Below are 17,157 nucleotides of genomic sequence, written 5' to 3'. Positions count from 1 at the left end.
CCTCGGACGGCCGAAGCCATGATGGATTGTTGCGCGCTTCGGTATGGCTATCCATCCGGGCCTTTCATTTTTGTTCCGGTACTCCCCGAGCGCGAGCATAGCGTCTCGCATCGGCCCTGACAGCCACGCAGTCAGGCGGCATTGCTTAAAATCAGAAACCAATGCCCGATACCCTTGCCAGTTCCGTCCAGCACGCGCAGGACGTCAAGCACAGCCGCTTCCTCGCCCTGGCCGCTCCGATCGATGGCGGCGAAGCCGCACTGGCCTTCATCCGCGAGGTTTCCGATCCGGAGGCCACGCACAACTGCTGGGCCTACCGTCACGGCAACGACTACCGCTCCAGCGACGACGGCGAGCCTGCGGGCACCGCCGGACGACCGATCCTGGCCGCGATCGACGGCCAGGGCTTCGACCGCGTGGCGGTCGTGGTGACGCGCTGGTTCGGCGGGATCAAGCTCGGCGCGGGTGGGCTGGTGCGTGCCTACGGCGGTACCGCGGCCGAATGCCTGCGGCAGGCGCCGCGTCTGCCACTGACACCGATGAGCACATTGCGACTGAGTTGCCGCTTCGACGACATCGGGCTGGTGCATGCCTTGCTGCCCGTGCATGCTGCGGTGAAGCTCGCCGAAACCTTCGACGCCGCAGGGATGCAGATGCGCATTCAGTTGCCGGTGGACCAGGAGGACACCTTGAAAACCCGCCTGCGCGACGCCACCCGCAACCGTATTGGCATTTCCGAAGAACGGACAGATGAATGATTCCCCTGACAGGCCATCAAGCCCACTGAAACAACTGGGCAGCCTGCGCACGCTGTGGCCGTTCGTACGCCGGCACCTGGGCCTGTTCGTCTACTGGCTGGTGGCGCTGGGGCTGTCCTCGGCGGCGACGCTGAGCCTGCCGACCGCGGTCAAGCAGGTGATCGACCATGGCTTCTCAGGCGGCGGCCAGATCAACCAGACCTTCGCGCTGCTGTTCGCGGTAGCGGTGCTGCTGGCGTTCGCGACCGCGGCGCGCTTCTACTTCGTGTCGCTGCTCGGCGAGAAGGTCGTCGCCGACCTGCGCAGCCGCCTGTATGCCCACCTGATCGGCCTGGACGCCGGTTTCCACGACCGCAACCGCAGTGGCGAGCTGGTGTCACGGTTGTCCGCCGACAGCGAGCTGCTGCGCAGCGTGATCGGCACGACGATGTCGGTGGCGCTGCGCAGCCTGGTCACGGTGGTCGGCAGCCTGGCGATGCTGTTCGTCACCAGTCCACGGCTGGCGGCGTACTCGCTGTTCGGCATTCCGCTGGCGGTGTTGCCGATCGTGCTCGGCGCACGCCGGCTGCAGAAGATTTCCCGCGCCAGCCAGGATCGCGTCGCCGACGCCAATACCCTGGCCGCCGAAACCCTCGGCGCGGTGCGCACGGTGCAGGCGCATGCGCGTGAGTCCTACGAGCGTGGTCGTTTCGGCGCGGCGCTGGACGCCTCGGTGCAGACCGCGCGCCGCCGTATCCGCACCCAGGCACTGGTTACCGCCATCGCGATCGTGCTGGTGTTCGGCGCGATCGTGCTGGTGCTGTGGTCCGGCGCCCACGACGTGATCGAAGGCCGCATGACGCCCGGCACGCTTGGCCAGTTCGTGCTGTACGCATTGATCGGCGGCGGTTCGATCGGCGCACTCGCCGAGGTCTGGAACGAATTGCAGCGCGCCTCCGGTGGCATGGGCCGCATCGCCGAGCTGCTGCACGAACGCCCCGGCGTGAACGCCCCGGCATCGCCGCGTGCGCTGCCGGCACCACTGCGCGGCGAGATCCGCTTCGACAACGTGGTCTTCCACTATCCGCAGCGGCCCGCCCAGGCCGCGCTGGACGGCTTCACCCTGCACGTGCGGCCGGGCGAGACCGTGGCATTGGTCGGCCCCTCAGGCGCCGGCAAGAGCACCGTGCTGTCGCTGCTGCTGCGCTTCCACGATCCCAGCGACGGCGTGGTCAGCATCGACGACATCGACATCCGCGAGCTGGATCCGATCGCGCTGCGCGAACGGATCGCACTGGTACCGCAGCAACCGGCACTGTTCGCCGCCAGCGCCGCCGACAACATCCGTTACGGCCGGCTCGAAGCCAGCGATGCCGAACTGCAGACCGCCGCGGTCGCCGCCGAAGCCGATGACTTCATCCGAGCCCTGCCCGAGGGTTATGCCAGCGAGCTGGGCGAACGCGGCGCGCGCCTGTCCGGCGGCCAGCAGCAGCGCATCGCGATCGCCCGCGCCCTGCTCAAGGACGCTCCGATCCTGCTGCTCGACGAGGCCACCAGCGCGCTCGACGCACAGAGTGAGCGCTCGGTACAGCAGGCGCTGGAACGGCTGATGGCCGGCCGCACCACGCTGGTGATCGCACACCGGCTGGCGACCGTGCTCAAGGCCGATCGCATCGTGGTGATGGACCACGGCCGCATCATCGCGCAGGGCACGCACGCCGAGCTGCTGGAGCAGGGCGGTCTGTACGCTGAACTCGCGCGCCTCCAATTCATCGATTGACCACGCTCTCCTAACACGCCCCTGCGCATCCTCGCGCTGCCGGCGCAGACCGGCAGCAATCCGTACAGGAGGTGTGCAATGTCTTTCCGGCAATTTCCGGCCATCGCTGCCGATGGCGAAACCTACGTGGTCATCGAGTTCCGCGACGAATCCAAGGCCCGCGACCAACACGAATCGCCGCGCTACGAGCTGGCCGATGGTCGTCATCTGCTGCGTCAGGGGCAGCGCTATACCACCACCGGTGGCGAGCTGACACTGTCCGCTGCATGAGCGGATGCTGTCGATTTTTTCGCCAGCCCTCTTGACACGCCCGCGCGCCAAGGCGCGCGGCGCGTTATCCACATGCTTGTCCGCATTTCATCCACAGCCCATGTGGATGAAATGCCAGCTCAGCTTTTCGTAGGAGCGGCTTCAGCCGCGATGAGGCTGAAGCCGCTCCAACAAAAAGCCGGGGCGCTTCGCTCAGTGTGGCAGTACCCGACCGATGCCGCTCTCGTCGATCTCGCGCGCAGCGCGCTCCAGCGCGATCGCCTCGCTGGCATGGTCGAAACCGATCCGGAAATGCAGCTCGCCGGCCGGCGTGCGCGAGGAGTGGATCGAGGACAGATTGACCGCGTGCCGCTCGAACACATGCAGCAACGCACGCAACGAACCCGGCTGATCCTCCGGCAGATAGACGCTCAGCGCACGCGCTTCGGTCAGGTCGGCCAGCAAATAACCGACCCGCTCATAGCTGTAGTTGCCGCCTGCCAGCGCCTGCGTGCCAAGCGCGGCCTTGTTGCCGAGCAGGAACACCTCGCGGAAGCGCGCCCGCGCCGCATCGTCGCCCTGCGCGACCAGCGCACGCAGCTCCTGCAGATGCGACAGCAGCCGGTCGAGCATCTCGCCGACATACGGATTGCCGAACTGGATGTCCTCGTAGATCGCCGGATTGAGCGAGAGGATGCGCGCGATGATCGCGGTGTCCAGCTCGAACGAGGCCGAGCGGAACGGCATCAGCGACTGCAGGTCGCCGAGCAGTGGCGTGTACTCGCGCAGCACGCCGGCCTGCGCCAGATGCGTGGCATGCACCATCGCCTGCACCAGCGCCATCACCCGATCATGGTGCTCGGGCAAGGCCGGTACGCATTCGGCTTCCAGCGCGTCGTACAGCGACTGCACCCACGGCTTCCAGTGCTGCAGGCGCGCTTCGCACACCACCATCACCCGGCCCTTGAGCGTGGGCGACTTCGGCGGCGCGGTCATCGGATGCAGCCCGACCACTTCGGCCTGCGATTCCAGCATCGCCGCGACCGGGCCCTGCTTGATCGAGGTGACGTCCAGCCACAACTTGCCGCGCTCGCTACCGGCCGCCAGCGCCGCGTAGCGGCGGATCAGCGATTCGGTCTGGCGGATCGGCGCCGAGAACACCAGCACGTCGGCACGCGCGACCAGCGTGGCTTCGTCCAACGATGCCGGATCGGCCGGATCGCGGCCGATCACCTCCAACTGCATGCGATCGCGCAGGAAATGCGTCAGCCAGCGGCCATAGGCACCGGCGCTGCCGACGATGCCGACGACGGGCCGTGTCGTCATGCCAGACGCTCGACGGCAAAGCGCCCCGGCGCAGACAGCGCGGCCGGTGCAGCGACGAGCACATCGAATTCTTCGTAACCTTCGGCCAGGGTCGCCTCCAGCGCCGTATGCACACCCGACAGCGCGTGACCGACCGCGGTTTCGAATGATTCACCGCGCAACAGAAAACCGACCAGCAGCGACATCAGCACATCGCCGGTACCGGCCACGTCCACCGGCAGATACGGCGTAGCCCAGCGCCATACCGCATCGCGACTCACCGCCAGCGTGACCAGTTCGCCCTCGCCACCGGCGACGCTGTGTGCGAGCACCCATTGCGGGCCGCGCTCAAGCAGCTCGCGCGCAGCGACGATCGCATCGTCCTGCGCCAGGCTGGTACGACCACTCAGCCGCCCCAGCTCGTAGGCATTCGGCGTCACCAGCCAGGCTTTCGGCAGCAGGCGTTCGATAAATACCTTTTCCAGCGCCGGCTCGACATAGGGACCGGTGTGGGTGTCGCCGATCACCGGATCCAGGCAATAGCGCAGTTGCGGCGCCTCGCTCTGCAGACCATCGAGCCAATCGGCGAACGCTTCACCATTGGCGAGGCTGCCGAAGTAGCCGGACACCAGCATCTTGGCCCGCTGCGGCAGGCCGCGCTCGCTGGCCCCCACCAGCAACTCGGCGAACCAGTCGGCCGGCAGAATGCGACCGCGCAGCGTCGAATAGAACGGCGCATTGCTGAGCAGCGTGGTCGGAATCTCCGCCACCCGCACGCCCAGCGCGCGCAGCGGCGGCACCGCCGCACTGTTGCCGGCATGGCCGTAGACAAGTTGCGATTGCACCGAGATGACGTCGATCGGCGCGGGACCGTCCGGACGCTGACGGCGGCCGTGGACGAGGTGGCTTTCGTGGGTGTGTTCGTTCATCGCTGCATTGTAGCGAGCGGCGGGATTGGGGATTGGGAAGCACCTGCTTTCGTAGGAGCGGCTTCAGCCGCGATGAGGCATTACCGCGGTAACGCCTCATCGCGGCTGAAGCCGCTCCTACAAATACCCACCGGATGCACCGGTGCCCTTGCGAATCCCCAATCCCAAATCCCCAATCCCGGCTCTTTACGACGTCATCCGATCCCAGAAACTCTTGACGCCATCAATGAACGTCGCCGACTTGGGCGAATGCTTGCGCGCATCATCACCGATGAAGGTGGCCTCGAACTGTTCCAGCAACTTGCGCTGCTCGGCGGTGAGGTTGACCGGCGTCTCCACCACCACACGGCAGTACAGGTCGCCCGGCGCACGACTGCGCACCGAGCGGACACCCTTGCCGCGCAGCCGGAACAACTTGCCGGTCTGGGTCTCGGCCGGGATGCGGATCTCGGCCTCGCCATCGAGCGTGCCCACACGCACGGTGTCACCCAGCGCGGCCTGGGCAATGCGGATCGGCACCTCGCAGTGCAGATCGTCGCCGTCGCGCTGGAAGATCGCGTGCTCACGCACCCGCACTTCCACGTACAGATCACCCGGAGGCGCGCCGGCCGGACCGACCTCGCCCTCACCTGCCAGGCGGATACGGTCACCGGTGTCCACGCCCGCCGGAATCTTGACCGACAGAACCTTCTCTTCCTCGACACGGCCAGCGCCGTGGCAGCTCTTGCAGGGGTTGCGGATGATGCTGCCGCGCCCGGCGCAATTCGGGCAGGTCTGCTGCATCGCGAACGGTCCACGCTGCACGCGCACATTGCCGCGCCCACCGCAGGTGGTGCAGCTCTCGACCTTGCCGTCCTCTGACCCGCTGCCGTCGCACTCGCGGCATTCGGCCAGGGTCGGGATCTCGATACGGCGCTCGATCCCGGCGACCGCGTCCTCCAGCTCCAGCTCCATCACGTAACCGACATCGGCACCGCGACGAGCCTGACGCGCACCGCCGGCCCCGCCAAAGATGCTGCCGAAGATGTCACCGAAGATATCGCCCATGTCCGGACCGCCCGGACCACCGCCACCGCCACCGCCACCGCCACCGCCACCGCCACCGCCACCGCCCATGCCATGCTCGAACGCCGCATGCCCATGCGCGTCGTACATCCGGCGCTTGTTGCCGTCGGCGAGGACTTCGTAGGCCTCCTTGCATTCCTTGAACGCCGCCTCGGCCGCGGCATCGCCCGGATTGCGATCCGGGTGATGCTTCATCGCGCAGCGGCGATAGGCCTTCTTCAGCTCTTCATCGCTGGCGTTGCGGGCGACGCCCAGTACTTCGTAGTAATCGCGTTTGCTCATGGGGCGGGGATTTGGGATTCGAAATTCGGGATTGGTGAAACGCAAAAGCGGAGGGCCTGCGCCCTTCCGCCTTTGCCAGCACTACGGACAGGATATCGGGAGCAGGGAAACCCAGCGCACATGGCTTTCGAATCCCTGATCCCGACTCCCCAATCCCGGCTTTACTTCTTGTCGTCCTTGACCTCGGTGAACTCGGCGTCCACCACGTCATCGTGCGACTTGGCCTGCGGGCCGGCATCGGCGCCACCGGCTGCACCACCCTGCTCGGCGGCCGCAGCCGCGGCGTACAGCGACTGGCCGGCCTCTTCCAGCGCCTTGGTGCGGGCCTCGATCTGGTTCTTGTCGTCACCCTTCATCGCGGTTTCCAGATCGGCCAGCGCCGACTCGACCTTGCCGATCACATCGCCCGGCACCTTGCTGCCGTGCTCGTTGATCGCGGTGCGGGTGGCATGGATCAGGCCATCGGCCTGGTTGCGGGCCTGCACCAGCTCGTGGAACTTCTTGTCTTCCTCACGGTTGGCCTCGGCGTCCGCCACCATCCGCGCGATCTCGTCCTCGGACAGACCCGAGCCGGCCTTGATCTCGACCTTCTGCTCCTTGTTGGTCTTCTTGTCCTTGGCCGACACGTGCAGGATGCCGTTGGCGTCGATGTCGAAGGACACCTCCACCTGCGGCAGGCCGCGCGGTGCCGGCTCGATGCCGCTCAGGTCGAACTTGGCCAGCGACTTGTTGAAGCGGGCCTGCTCGCGCTCGCCCTGCAGCACGTGCACGGTCACGGCCGACTGGTTGTCCTCGGCGGTGGAGAACACCTGCGAGGCCTTGGTCGGGATCGTGGTGTTCTTCTCGATGATCTTGGTGAACACGCCGCCCATGGTCTCGATGCCCAGCGACAGCGGGGTCACGTCCAGCAGCAGCACGTCCTTGACGTCGCCGGCCAGCACGCCGCCCTGGATCGCAGCACCCAGCGCCACGGCCTCATCCGGGTTGACGTCCTTGCGCGGCTCCTTGCCGAAGAACTCGGCCACGGCCTGCTGCACCTTCGGCATGCGGGTCTGACCGCCGACCAGGATCACCTCGTTGACGTCGCTGGCGCGCAGGCCGGCGTCGTTGAGCGCGGTGCGGCACGGTTCGATCGACTTCTTGACCAGATCCTCGACCAGGGCTTCCAGCTTGGCGCGGGTCAGCTTGATGTTGAGGTGCTTCGGGCCCGATGCGTCAGCGGTGACGTACGGCAGGTTCACTTCGGTCTGCTGGCTGGTGGACAGCTCGATCTTGGCGCGCTCGGCCGCGTCCTTCAGGCGCTGCAGCGCCAGCGGATCCTTGCGCAGGTCGATGCCCTGGTCCTTCTGGAACTCTTCCACCAGGTACTCGATGACGCGGTTGTCGAAGTCCTCGCCACCCAGGAAGGTGTCGCCGTTGGTGGCCAGCACCTCGAACTGCTTCTCGCCGTCGACTTCGGCGATCTCGATGATCGACACGTCGAAGGTACCGCCGCCGAGGTCGTACACCGCGATCTTGCGATCACCGCCATTCTTGTCCAGACCGTAGGCCAGGGCTGCGGCGGTCGGCTCGTTGATGATGCGCTTGACGTCCAGGCCGGCGATGCGGCCGGCGTCCTTGGTCGCCTGGCGCTGGCTGTCGTTGAAGTAGGCCGGCACCGTGATCACCGCCTCGGTGACCTTCTCGCCCAGGAAGTCCTCGGCGGTCTTCTTCATCTTCTCCAGCACGCGCGCGGAGATTTCCTGCGGCGCCATCTTCTTGCCATCGCTGGTCTGCACCCAGGCGTCGCCGTTGTCGTGCGCCAGGATGCCGTACGGCACGTGCGCGATGTCCTTCTGCACCTCGCCGTCGGTGAACTTGCGGCCGATCAGGCGCTTCACCGCGTAGAAGGTGTTCTTCGGGTTGGTGACGGCCTGGCGCTTGGCCGAGGCGCCGACCAGCACTTCGCCGTCCTTGGTGTAGGCGACGATCGAAGGCGTGGTGCGATCGCCTTCCGAATTCTCGATGACGCGGGCCTTGCCGCCGTCCATGATCGCCACGCACGAATTGGTGGTGCCGAGGTCAATACCAATGATCTTGCCCATAGGGGAGGCTCCTGAAGAGTGTTCTTAAGTCTGTTTTCCCGGCCCGCGCCGGGTTCTGGTCCAGATGTGGGGATGGCGTAAACCCATTCAAGCCACCCACACGAAACTGCGTTGCACCGGCAGATACCCCGCCGGCGCGGTGCCCCGGTCAGTCGTGGCGTGCGACCACGACCAGGGCCGGGCGCAACAGGCGTTCGTTGAGCAGGTAGCCCTTCTGGAACACCTGCAGCACGCTGCCCGGCGCCACGCCCTCGGGCGCGTCGGCCTGGCTGATGGCCTGGTGGTGTTCGGGATTGAACGCGTGGCCGGTCGGGTCGAGCAGCAGCAGGCCGTTGTCGGCGGCGACCTTCAACAGCTGCTTGTAGGTCAGCTCCAGGCCATCGCGCAGCGGGCTCGGCTCGCTGCCCGCGGCGGTGAGGCCGGCATCGAGGCTGTCGAACACCGGCAGCAGCTCGCCCAGCAGCTTCTCGTTGGCGAACTTGCGCGCGTTCTCGACGTCGCGGGTGATGCGCTTGCGCTGGTTCTCCAGATCGGCACGCTCGCGCAGGGCGTCGGCCTTGATCAGCGCGATCTCGCTGCGCAGCGCTTCGACTTCATCCTGCAACGGATCGGCCGACGGCTGGTTCTGGGAGGGGTCTTCGGAATCGAATTCAGGGTGATCTTGGTTCATTAAGCCATTCCCGGGCAGGAGGAACACCCGCCCCACCCGACCCCCTATGTGGGCCGGCACACAGCGTTTCAAGCGCCGCTGTATTCGTTGATCGAAGCTGGCTCCGCTTGAGCTTGTCGATAAGGCCCGTGGAGCAGGCCCCCGCTCCACCGCCGATCACCGTGCCGGCGGCTCCATCGCCGCCCCGAGCATGTCGGCGGTGACCTGCACCAGCGGGATCAGCCGGTCGTAGGCCATCCGCTTCGGCCCGATCACCCCGAGCACGCCCAGCACCTGTCCATGCGCGGTGTACGGGGCGGTGACCAGCGAGACGTCTTCCAGCGACACCATGCCGGTCTCCTCGCCGATGAAGATCTGCACGCCCGGCGCCTGGATCGTGCGCTCCAGCAACTGCAGGATCTCGCGCTTGCTGGCGAAGGCCTCGAACAGCTCGCGCAGCCGGTCCAGGTCGGACAGGTCCTGCACCCCCATCAACCGGGTCTGCCCGGCCAGCAGCACGTCCTCGCTGGCGGCCGGCGCCAGCGCCTCGCCCGCCAGATCCACGCTGTGCGAGAGCAACTGCTCCATCTCGTCCTTGGCCACCCGCAGCTCACGCAGCAGGCTGGCGCGGATGTCCAACAGCGCCCGGCCGGCGAAATGGGCATTCAGGTAGTTGGCGACCCGCTCCAGCTCGGCCGGCTCGTAGGCGCGGCGCGGCTCGATCACCCGGTTCTGCACTTCGTTGTCGGCGAACACCACGATCGCCAGCACCTTGCGCGCGTCGATGGCGACGAAATCGATGTGCCTGAACGCGAACTGCTCGCGCCGCGGTGCGCTGACCACGCCAACGAAGTGGCTCATCGCCGACAGCATCTGCGAGGCGCTGCCCAGCAGCGACTGGGTGCCGGCGCCGGACGCCAGCTCGGCGCGCAGCCTGCGCACCTCGTCCTCGCCCGGCGGCTGCATCTGCACCAGGCTGTCGACGAATACCCGGTAGCCGTGCGCGGTCGGCACCCGCCCGGCCGAGGTATGCGGCGAGCTGAGCAGCCCGATGTCCTCCAGATCCGCCAGGATGTTGCGGATCGTTGCCGAGCTGACGTCGAGTCCGGCGTGCTGGGCCAGGGTCTTGGACCCGACCGGCTCACCGTCGTGGATGTAGCGCGAGATCAACGTCCGCAGCAGCTGGCGGGCACGGGGATCGAGCGATGGCGTGGAAGAGGCGCGCATGGGATCAGTCTGTGAGACGAACCATAGATAATGTCTGCCCGGATCGTTGGCAAGCTGCATCTGCCCGCCTCCTTCCCCAGAACCCCAAGACCGTCCCGACGCCTGCATGCTCAGACATCTCTCGATCAAGGATTTCGCCGTTGTCCGCGCCACCGAGCTGGAATTCGGCCCCGGCATGACCGTGGTCTCCGGCGAAACCGGCGCCGGCAAGTCGCTGATGGTCGACGCGCTGGGCTTCCTGTCCGGCCTGCGCGCCGACAGCGGCGTGGTCCGCCATGGTGCCGAGCGCGCCGAGTTGTCGGCTGAATTCGCGCTGGCGGTGGATCATCCGGCCCAGCTCTGGCTGCGCGAGAACGAGCTCGACGATGACGGCCAATGCCAACTGCGCCGGATCATCCGCGCCGACGGCGGCTCGCGCGCCTGGATCAACGGCCGGCCCGCGCCGATGTCGCAATTGGCCGAACTGGCCGGCCATCTGGTCGAGATCCACGGCCAGCACGAGCATCAGGCGCTGCTCTCGCGCACCAGCCAGCTGGGACTGCTGGACGCCTACGCCCGCAACACCGGCGAGCGCGAGCAGGTCCGTCAGGCCGCCGCGCGCTGGCAGGCGCTGCTGGACGAACGCGAGGCGTTGTCGGCGCAGGGCGACGTTTCCGACCGGATCGGCTACCTGGGGCACCAGCTCGCCGAACTGGAGCGTGAGGATCTGGAGCCGGCCTCGCTCGCCACGCTCAACAACAACCACCGTCGCCAGGCCCATGCCACCGCGCTGATCGATGCCTGCAACCAGGCTGCCGACCGCCTCAACGGTGACGAGGGCGAATCCGCGCTCGGCCTGCTGCAGGCGTGCCGGCACGCCCTGTCCCGGCTCGTCGAGCACGAACCGCGCCTGGGCGAGGTCGATACCCTGCTCGACGGTGCGGCGATCCAGCTCGACGAGGCACTCGCCCTGCTCGACCGCATCCGCGACGACCTGGACGCCGACCCGGCCCAGTTCGAGGCGATGGAACGACGCATGGGGCACCTGCACGACCTGGCGCGCAAGCACCGCGTCGCCCCTGAGCAACTGGCCGAACAGCGCGACCGGCTGGCGGCCGAGGCCGAATCGCTGCGTGGCGCCGATGCGCGCCTGCAACGGATCGGCGAGTTGATCGCCGAAGCCAGCGCCGACTGGAAGCAGGCCGCGTCCACGCTCACGGCCACGCGCACGCGCGCCGCGACCGCGCTCGGCGAGGCCACCACCACCCTGATCGGCGAGCTGGGCATGGGCGGTGGGCGGTTCCTGATCGAGTTGCAGCCACAGGACAACGGTCGGCCGGACCCGAACGGCGCCGAGCGCGTGGAATTCCTGGTCGCGGCCAACGCTGGCCAGCCACCACGGCCGCTGCGCAAGGTCGCTTCCGGCGGTGAGTTGTCGCGGGTCTCACTGGCGATCGAAGTCGCCGCACTCGGCCTGGACGCGGTACCGACGATGGTGTTCGATGAGGTCGATTCGGGCATCGGCGGCGCGGTGGCCGACATCGTCGGCCAGAAGCTGCGGGCGCTGGGCGAACAACGCCAGGTGCTGTGCGTCACCCACCTGCCGCAGGTCGCGGCCAAGGGCCACGCCCACTACCGGGTCAGCAAGGCCCCGGTCGACGGCATGACCCAGAGCGCAGTGGAACTGCTCGGCGCGCAGGGGCGGCAGGAGGAACTGGCACGGATGCTGGGCGGCGTGGACGTGAGCAAGGAAGCGCGGGCGGCCGCCCGCAAGCTGTTGCAGGAAGTGTGAATCCAGCGCCGCCTGCTGGCTCCCTGTAGGAGTGGCGTCGGCATGCCGACGCCGTTCAGTCGCAAGGGGCTTCCCCGGGAAAACTCCTCGCGACCGAAGTCGCTCCTACAGGAGGTGCCCACACACAGCAGCCCTCCCACAACGCGAAAGGCGGCCGACCGGCCGCCTTTCGCCTGTCCAAGGAGTCGCAACCTCAGCGGCTGCGCTTCTTGCGAACGTACAGCACCAGCGAGTGGTCCTCCAGCTCGTAGCCATGCTCGACGGCGATCTTGTGCTGCAGCGCCTCGATCTCGTCGCTTTCGAACTCGATGATCTTGCCGGTATCCACGTCCACCATGTGGTCGTGATGGCCGCCGCGGTCGATCTCATAGACCGCCTGGCCGCCCTCGAAGTTGTGCTTGAGCACCAGCCCGGCCGCCTCGAACTGGGTCAGGACCCGGTATACCGTGGCCAGGCCGATTTCGTCGCCGTGTTCCAGCAATTGCCGGTAGATGTCTTCGGCGCTGAGATGGTGCTGCGCGCTCTTCTGCTCCAGCAGCTCGAGGATGCGCACGCGCGGATGAGTGACCTTGAGGCCGACTTTACGAAGGTCGTGGGATTCCATGGATTCTCCGGTGTTCCTGTTCATTGGCGATTTAGCGCCAGCTGCCGGGGATGGGTTGCGGCGACCTTCGGGAGTGTATCATCGCGCTGATTTTCACTTCGTACTGTCCCCGATGCGCAATCTCCTGCTGGTCGCCGCTGTTGCCCTGTCCACCGCTGGCTGCGGCATCATTTACAAGCAGCCTATCTATCAGGGCAACCTGATCAAGAAGGAGGCCGTGGACCAGTTGCAGGTCGGCCAGACCAAGCAGGCCGTGTCCGCGCTGCTGGGGACTCCGTCGATCCCGGATCCGTTCCACGCCGAGCGCTGGGACTACACCTCGACCCAGCGCATCGACCGCCTGGCCCACACCGAGGTCAAGAACTTCACGGTGTTCTTCGAGAATGACCGGGTGACCCGCTGGGAAGGCGACTACTTCCCGAACCAGGACGAGCAGCTGGCCAAGTCGGCCCGCAAGCAGTTCGGCCCGAACCTAGCCAAGGACAAGAAGAAGCAGGGCGGCGGCTAAGCCGGCGCCTTCACGGGGCCTTGGCGCGTCGGCGCCGGGCTTCCTTGGGATCGATCAGCAGCGGGCGCAGCAGTTCCAGCCGGTCGCCATCGCGCAATACCTGTTCCGGCCTCGCCAGGACACCGTGGATCGCACAGGCCCGGCCTTCACCCGCCGGATCGAGCGCGGCAGCCTTCACCGCATCGGCGACGAGCGCACCCTCGGGCAATTCGACCCAGTGCGCCAGGTAGCGGTCCGGCCAGGCGATCACCACTTCGACGCGCATTGATCAGCCCTCTTCGCGGTCGGCCACGCGCACGAAGTCGTTGACCATGCGATCGGCCAGCCCCTGGAACCCCAGGACCAGCGCCGGCGCAAGCAGACGCGAAGTCGGCTCGAAATCGAGTACCAGGCTGACCTTGCAGGCGTTCTCGTCGAGCGCATGGAAGTCCCAGCGCCCTTCCAGCCGCTTGAACGGGCCGTCCTTGAGCTTCATGTCGATGCGATGCGGCCGGTCCAACGTGTTCTCGGTGGTGAACCAGGTACGGAACGAGCCCAGCCCCAGGTCCAGCCGCGCCAGCATGCGCGTCTGGTCCTGCTCGATCAGCTGAGCGCCATCGCACCAGACGAAGCGGCGCGGATAGGCGGAAACATCGTTGACCAGATCGAACATGCGCGCGGCACTGTGTTCGACCAGGGCGCTACGGCGGACAGTAGGCATGGATCACGGCATGGATCGTTCGGCGGGGCCGAATCGGAGACAATAGAAGAATGAGCAAGCAATCTGCCAAGGATAAAGCAAACGGCGCGACGGCCAACAAGACCATCGCCCTGAACAAGCGCGCGCGCTACGACTACCACATCATCGAGCGCTACGAGGCCGGCATGGCGTTGCAGGGCTGGGAGGTCAAGGCGATTCGCGCCGGCCGCGCCAACCTGACCGACGGCTACGCCTACGTGCGCAACGGCGAGATCTACCTGATCGGCGCGCAGATCACTCCCCTGATCCAAGCCTCCACCCACGTCGTCGCCGAGGACCGCCGCACCCGCAAGCTGCTGCTGCACCGGAACCAGATCGACAAGCTGATCGGCGCCGTCGAACGCGACGGCTACACGCTGGTGCCGACCGCGATGTACTGGAGCAAGAACAAGGTCAAGCTCGAAATCGCACTGGCCAAGGGCAAGCAGGAGCACGACAAGCGCGATGCCTCCAAGGAACGCGAGTGGCAACGCGACAAGCAGCGGGTCATGCGTCAGCATAATCGCGATGCGTGAGGGCCGGGAATCAGGAAAAGCATCTTTGATCTCGATGCCCTGACAAGTGATTTCTGAGCCTTTTCGCTTCGTTTTTTTGTGGGAGGGGCTTCAGCCCCGACAGTAGGCCAGCAAAGCCCGTCGGGGCTGAAGCCCCTCCCACAACAGCAGGCCTTCCGAAGCAGGCTCTTGCGAATACCTGATTCCGTCTCCCCGATCCTGGCCGCCCTAAGTACCCCCAAGCATCCGCATCAAATTCGGCACCCCGCGTCCCTGCATGTAGGGATCGCGCCGCAGATCCGTGCAGTTTTCCAACATCAGCTGCTTGATGCGGTCCGGGAAGCCGATGAACTCGCGGCGCACCGACAGGAATCCCGCCACCAACCCGGCCACGTGCGGCGCGGCCATGCTGGTGCCGCTCATCTCGACCATCAGGCTGAGCGGGTCGTCGGCGCGGAAGTCGTAGTGCGCTGAAACGATCTTCTCGCCCGGCGCGACCACATCCGGCTTCAGTCGACCGTCGGCGGTCGGCCCGCGCGAGGAAAAGTACGACACACCGTAGTTGTGCGGCTGGCTCTTGTGCACCGATCCGACCGCGATCGCCTCTTCCAGGTTGGCCGGATCGCCGATGCTCAGATCCATGTTGGTCGGATAGGCCTCGCCATCCTCCTGCAGCAACCAGGCCATGCCCTCGTTGCCGGCCGCCAGCACCACCACCACGCCTTGCCGCCACAGCCGGCGCAGCTCGTTGCATAGCGGTGTGAAGCCGCAGCCGTAACTTTCCGGGTCGAAATAGCCGCCCAGGCTCAGGTTGACGCCGTGGATCACCAGCCCGCCGGCGCGCTCGTTGATCTCGACCACCTGCTGGATGCCTTTGATGATCCACGAGTCGCGGCCATTGCCCTCATCGTCGAGCACCTTGAAGCCATACAGCTGTGCCTCCGGCGCGATCCCGGCAAACTCGATCGGCGGCGTCGGCCGACCATCGCTGTCCGGCAGCGAGGCCATGCAGTGCCCGGCGATGATGCCGGCCACGTGGGTGCCGTGACCATGCCGGTCCAGCTTCTCGAAACGCTCGCCGTCCGCGCGCACCAGCCGCGCCGGCCGCCCACGTTTTGTGCAGTCCCATTGCTCGACCACGCTGTCGCGCACACCGGCTTCGAAGAAATGCGGATGTGCCGCGGCGATACCGGTATCGAGCACTGCCCAGCCGATCTTCTGACCCAGCGCGCGGTACGCGGTCTGCGCCGCGTCGGCGTGGATCACGCTCGACGACTCGCGGATCAACGCACGCTTGCCGGCATCGCGCCACAGGCGGCGCACGCCGAGCGCGCGGTACTCGTCGCGTAACGCCTCGACCTCGAAGCGCGTCAGCCGGGCCGAAACAAAGCGCTGCAGTCCATCCTCCAGCTCGATCACATCGTCCAGACGCTTGCCCTTCAATCCGGTGCTGCGCCCGGCCAGCTCACGCAGGCGCACCACCAGCTGTGCCCGCGCCTGCTCGGCATCGATGCCGGGTGCAAGCTTGTCCAGCTCGATCAGCACCTCGTGACGATGCGCAGCGCTGCGCGCCTCCAGTTGTTCGGACAGGTCCTTGATCAGCACCGTGTTGGACACCGGCTGGTCGAAGCCGACGCCAACCGCGTTGCGCACTTCCGCGCGCACCTGCGGGATCGACAGATAGCCCGATCCGGAATGCGGATTGCTCTTCCAGTCCGGGTTGATCCGATCCTCGGCGATATTGACGAAGCGATCCTTCGCACCGGCGATGTCGTCGCTCAGATCAGCATCCAGTGCCACCGGATCGCGGCGTTCGGCCACATTCACCCAGCGTCGCACGCAGGGTGGGAATGGCAGCTTCCTGGTGCCGGTCCAGCGCTTGAACATGCTGCGCACCACCGGCAACCCCAGCGGCGAACCGATGGTGACGAACAGCGAGACCTCGATGTCGGCCGCCTCCAGCTGGCGCAGCACGTCGTAAGCGATCATCGAGCCCTGGCTGTGCGCGACCACCACGAACGGACCGCCACCCGAGCGCAAACGTTCGAGCAGGCTCTGCTGCATCGCCTCGCGTCGCGCGGGCACGAAGAAGAAATCGTGCACGTCCTGCAGCAGCGCAGCCGACACCAGCCGCAGCAGCACGCGGTTGACGACGTCGACCAGGCCCCGCGCCTGCGGCCCGGATGCGGCGCCCTGCCCCGCCTCCAGTTCCTGCAACATGCGCTGCAGGTCGGCCTGCTCCTGCGGCGAGTCCGCAATCCGGTCGATGAGTGCGCCCAGGTCCTGGTTGGTCGGCACCAACCCGAGCACACCGAGCAGGCGCTGCTCCGATGGATTGGGGGCCGGTCCCTCGTCGCGATCCGCGCAGGTGCCCGGCTCAGGGACCGGATAGCGCTCGCGATCGACCCAATACGCCAGCCGGGTACGCTCGCCCATCGGCCGTCCGAACAACGCGTTGTCCCACTGGCAGCGCAGCACTTCGGCCGGCGGCTTGTTGCCGATGCCATGGATGTACACCACGGTACGCGCCTGGCCCTGGGCCAGCGCCAGCACGGTCTTGGCCGATACCGCCTGGCCCGGCTCGGTCGCCTTCACATCGTCGGCACCGGCCGCCTGTTCAGTACCGTTCGGTTGCGCCTTCCCCGCTCCGCTCTTCTTGCCGCGCGGAGTCTTGCCCTTCTTTCCGGTCGCCATTGCTGCCTCCTCCCTGCTGCTGTTCCACCCAAGGCCCGTT

Annotated in this window: 16 protein-coding genes; 6 read left to right on the top strand and 10 right to left on the bottom strand. The window is 66.7% G+C overall.

What is annotated here, in order from left to right:
* The first annotated feature begins 161 nt into the window (after window positions 1-161).
* The 3 genes from AC3WJE_RS11975 to AC3WJE_RS11965 all read left to right on the top strand — a co-directional run bounded on the left by AC3WJE_RS11975 (window position 162) and on the right by AC3WJE_RS11965 (window position 2,787).
* Window positions 162-758: an IMPACT family protein gene (locus AC3WJE_RS11975; protein WP_493731028.1), complete on the top strand. Its 597-nt coding sequence runs from the start codon at window positions 162-164 to the stop codon at window positions 756-758.
* Entirely contained in the window at window positions 751-2,517 is a 1,767-nt protein-coding gene (locus tag AC3WJE_RS11970; RefSeq protein ID WP_493731027.1) for an ABC transporter transmembrane domain-containing protein, read from the top strand. Before AC3WJE_RS11975 ends, AC3WJE_RS11970 begins: the two co-directional genes overlap by 8 nt.
* A 78-nt stretch (window positions 2,518-2,595) precedes the next feature.
* On the top strand, window positions 2,596-2,787 hold the full coding sequence (locus tag AC3WJE_RS11965; protein WP_493731026.1) for a hypothetical protein: 192 nt from the start codon (window positions 2,596-2,598) through the stop codon (window positions 2,785-2,787).
* Window positions 2,788-2,979: 192 nt separating this feature from the next.
* Here the strand turns inward: AC3WJE_RS11965 and AC3WJE_RS11960 are convergent, their stop codons facing one another.
* From AC3WJE_RS11960 to hrcA, 6 genes are all read right to left on the bottom strand, one after another.
* Window positions 2,980-4,092 carry a prephenate dehydrogenase gene (locus AC3WJE_RS11960; protein WP_493731025.1) on the bottom strand — a complete coding sequence of 371 codons (1,113 nt, stop codon included), beginning with the start codon at window positions 4,090-4,092 and terminating at the stop codon, window positions 2,980-2,982.
* Complete coding sequence (gene pdxY / locus AC3WJE_RS11955) at window positions 4,089-5,000, bottom strand: pyridoxal kinase (protein ID WP_493731024.1); 912 nt, start codon at window positions 4,998-5,000, stop codon at window positions 4,089-4,091. Before pdxY ends, AC3WJE_RS11960 begins: the two co-directional genes overlap by 4 nt.
* Before the next feature lie 186 nt (window positions 5,001-5,186).
* On the bottom strand, window positions 5,187-6,347 hold the full coding sequence (gene dnaJ, locus AC3WJE_RS11950) for a molecular chaperone DnaJ (protein WP_493731023.1): 1,161 nt from the start codon (window positions 6,345-6,347) through the stop codon (window positions 5,187-5,189).
* Window positions 6,348-6,508: 161 nt separating this feature from the next.
* Entirely contained in the window at window positions 6,509-8,431 is a 1,923-nt protein-coding gene (gene dnaK, locus AC3WJE_RS11945) for a molecular chaperone DnaK (protein ID WP_493731022.1), read from the bottom strand.
* A gap of 148 nt (window positions 8,432-8,579) precedes the next feature.
* Window positions 8,580-9,101, bottom strand: coding sequence for a nucleotide exchange factor GrpE (gene grpE / locus AC3WJE_RS11940; RefSeq protein WP_493731021.1), 522 nt, complete (start codon window positions 9,099-9,101; stop codon window positions 8,580-8,582).
* Between the two features lie 156 nt (window positions 9,102-9,257).
* Window positions 9,258-10,307: a heat-inducible transcriptional repressor HrcA gene (hrcA, locus tag AC3WJE_RS11935; protein WP_493731020.1), complete on the bottom strand. Its 1,050-nt coding sequence runs from the start codon at window positions 10,305-10,307 to the stop codon at window positions 9,258-9,260.
* 106 nt (window positions 10,308-10,413) lie between these two features.
* Between hrcA and recN the strand changes: the two genes are divergently transcribed.
* The gene (gene recN / locus AC3WJE_RS11930) at window positions 10,414-12,078 is read left to right on the top strand and encodes a DNA repair protein RecN (protein WP_493731019.1); all 1,665 of its coding nucleotides are present in this window, start codon (window positions 10,414-10,416) and stop codon (window positions 12,076-12,078) included.
* 193 nt (window positions 12,079-12,271) lie between these two features.
* Here recN and fur read toward each other — a convergent pair whose 3' ends face one another.
* Window positions 12,272-12,682: a ferric iron uptake transcriptional regulator gene (gene fur, locus AC3WJE_RS11925; RefSeq protein WP_493731018.1), complete on the bottom strand. Its 411-nt coding sequence runs from the start codon at window positions 12,680-12,682 to the stop codon at window positions 12,272-12,274.
* 112 nt (window positions 12,683-12,794) lie between these two features.
* On the opposite strand from fur, the gene AC3WJE_RS11920 reads away from it, so the two are divergent.
* The gene (locus AC3WJE_RS11920) at window positions 12,795-13,190 is read left to right on the top strand and encodes an outer membrane protein assembly factor BamE (protein ID WP_493731017.1); all 396 of its coding nucleotides are present in this window, start codon (window positions 12,795-12,797) and stop codon (window positions 13,188-13,190) included.
* A 10-nt stretch (window positions 13,191-13,200) separates the two neighbouring features.
* Here AC3WJE_RS11920 and AC3WJE_RS11915 read toward each other — a convergent pair whose 3' ends face one another.
* Together AC3WJE_RS11915 and AC3WJE_RS11910 are read right to left on the bottom strand one after the other, a co-directional pair.
* Complete coding sequence (locus AC3WJE_RS11915) at window positions 13,201-13,455, bottom strand: RnfH family protein (protein WP_493731016.1); 255 nt, start codon at window positions 13,453-13,455, stop codon at window positions 13,201-13,203.
* A gap of 3 nt (window positions 13,456-13,458) precedes the next feature.
* Window positions 13,459-13,890 carry a type II toxin-antitoxin system RatA family toxin gene (locus AC3WJE_RS11910; protein WP_493731015.1) on the bottom strand — a complete coding sequence of 144 codons (432 nt, stop codon included), beginning with the start codon at window positions 13,888-13,890 and terminating at the stop codon, window positions 13,459-13,461.
* Window positions 13,891-13,940: 50 nt separating this feature from the next.
* On the opposite strand from AC3WJE_RS11910, the gene smpB reads away from it, so the two are divergent.
* Window positions 13,941-14,444 (top strand): SsrA-binding protein SmpB, encoded by a 504-nt coding sequence (gene smpB / locus AC3WJE_RS11905; protein WP_493731014.1) that lies wholly within the window; start codon window positions 13,941-13,943, stop codon window positions 14,442-14,444.
* A 207-nt stretch (window positions 14,445-14,651) separates the two neighbouring features.
* Here smpB and AC3WJE_RS11900 read toward each other — a convergent pair whose 3' ends face one another.
* On the bottom strand, window positions 14,652-17,117 hold the full coding sequence (locus AC3WJE_RS11900) for a S8 family peptidase (protein ID WP_493731013.1): 2,466 nt from the start codon (window positions 17,115-17,117) through the stop codon (window positions 14,652-14,654).
* Window positions 17,118-17,157 lie beyond the last annotated feature (40 nt).

It is taken from the genome of Pseudomonas sp. GW821-FHT07E12 (assembly GCF_058986605.1).
This window is presented reverse-complemented; position numbering and strand designations above follow the sequence as displayed.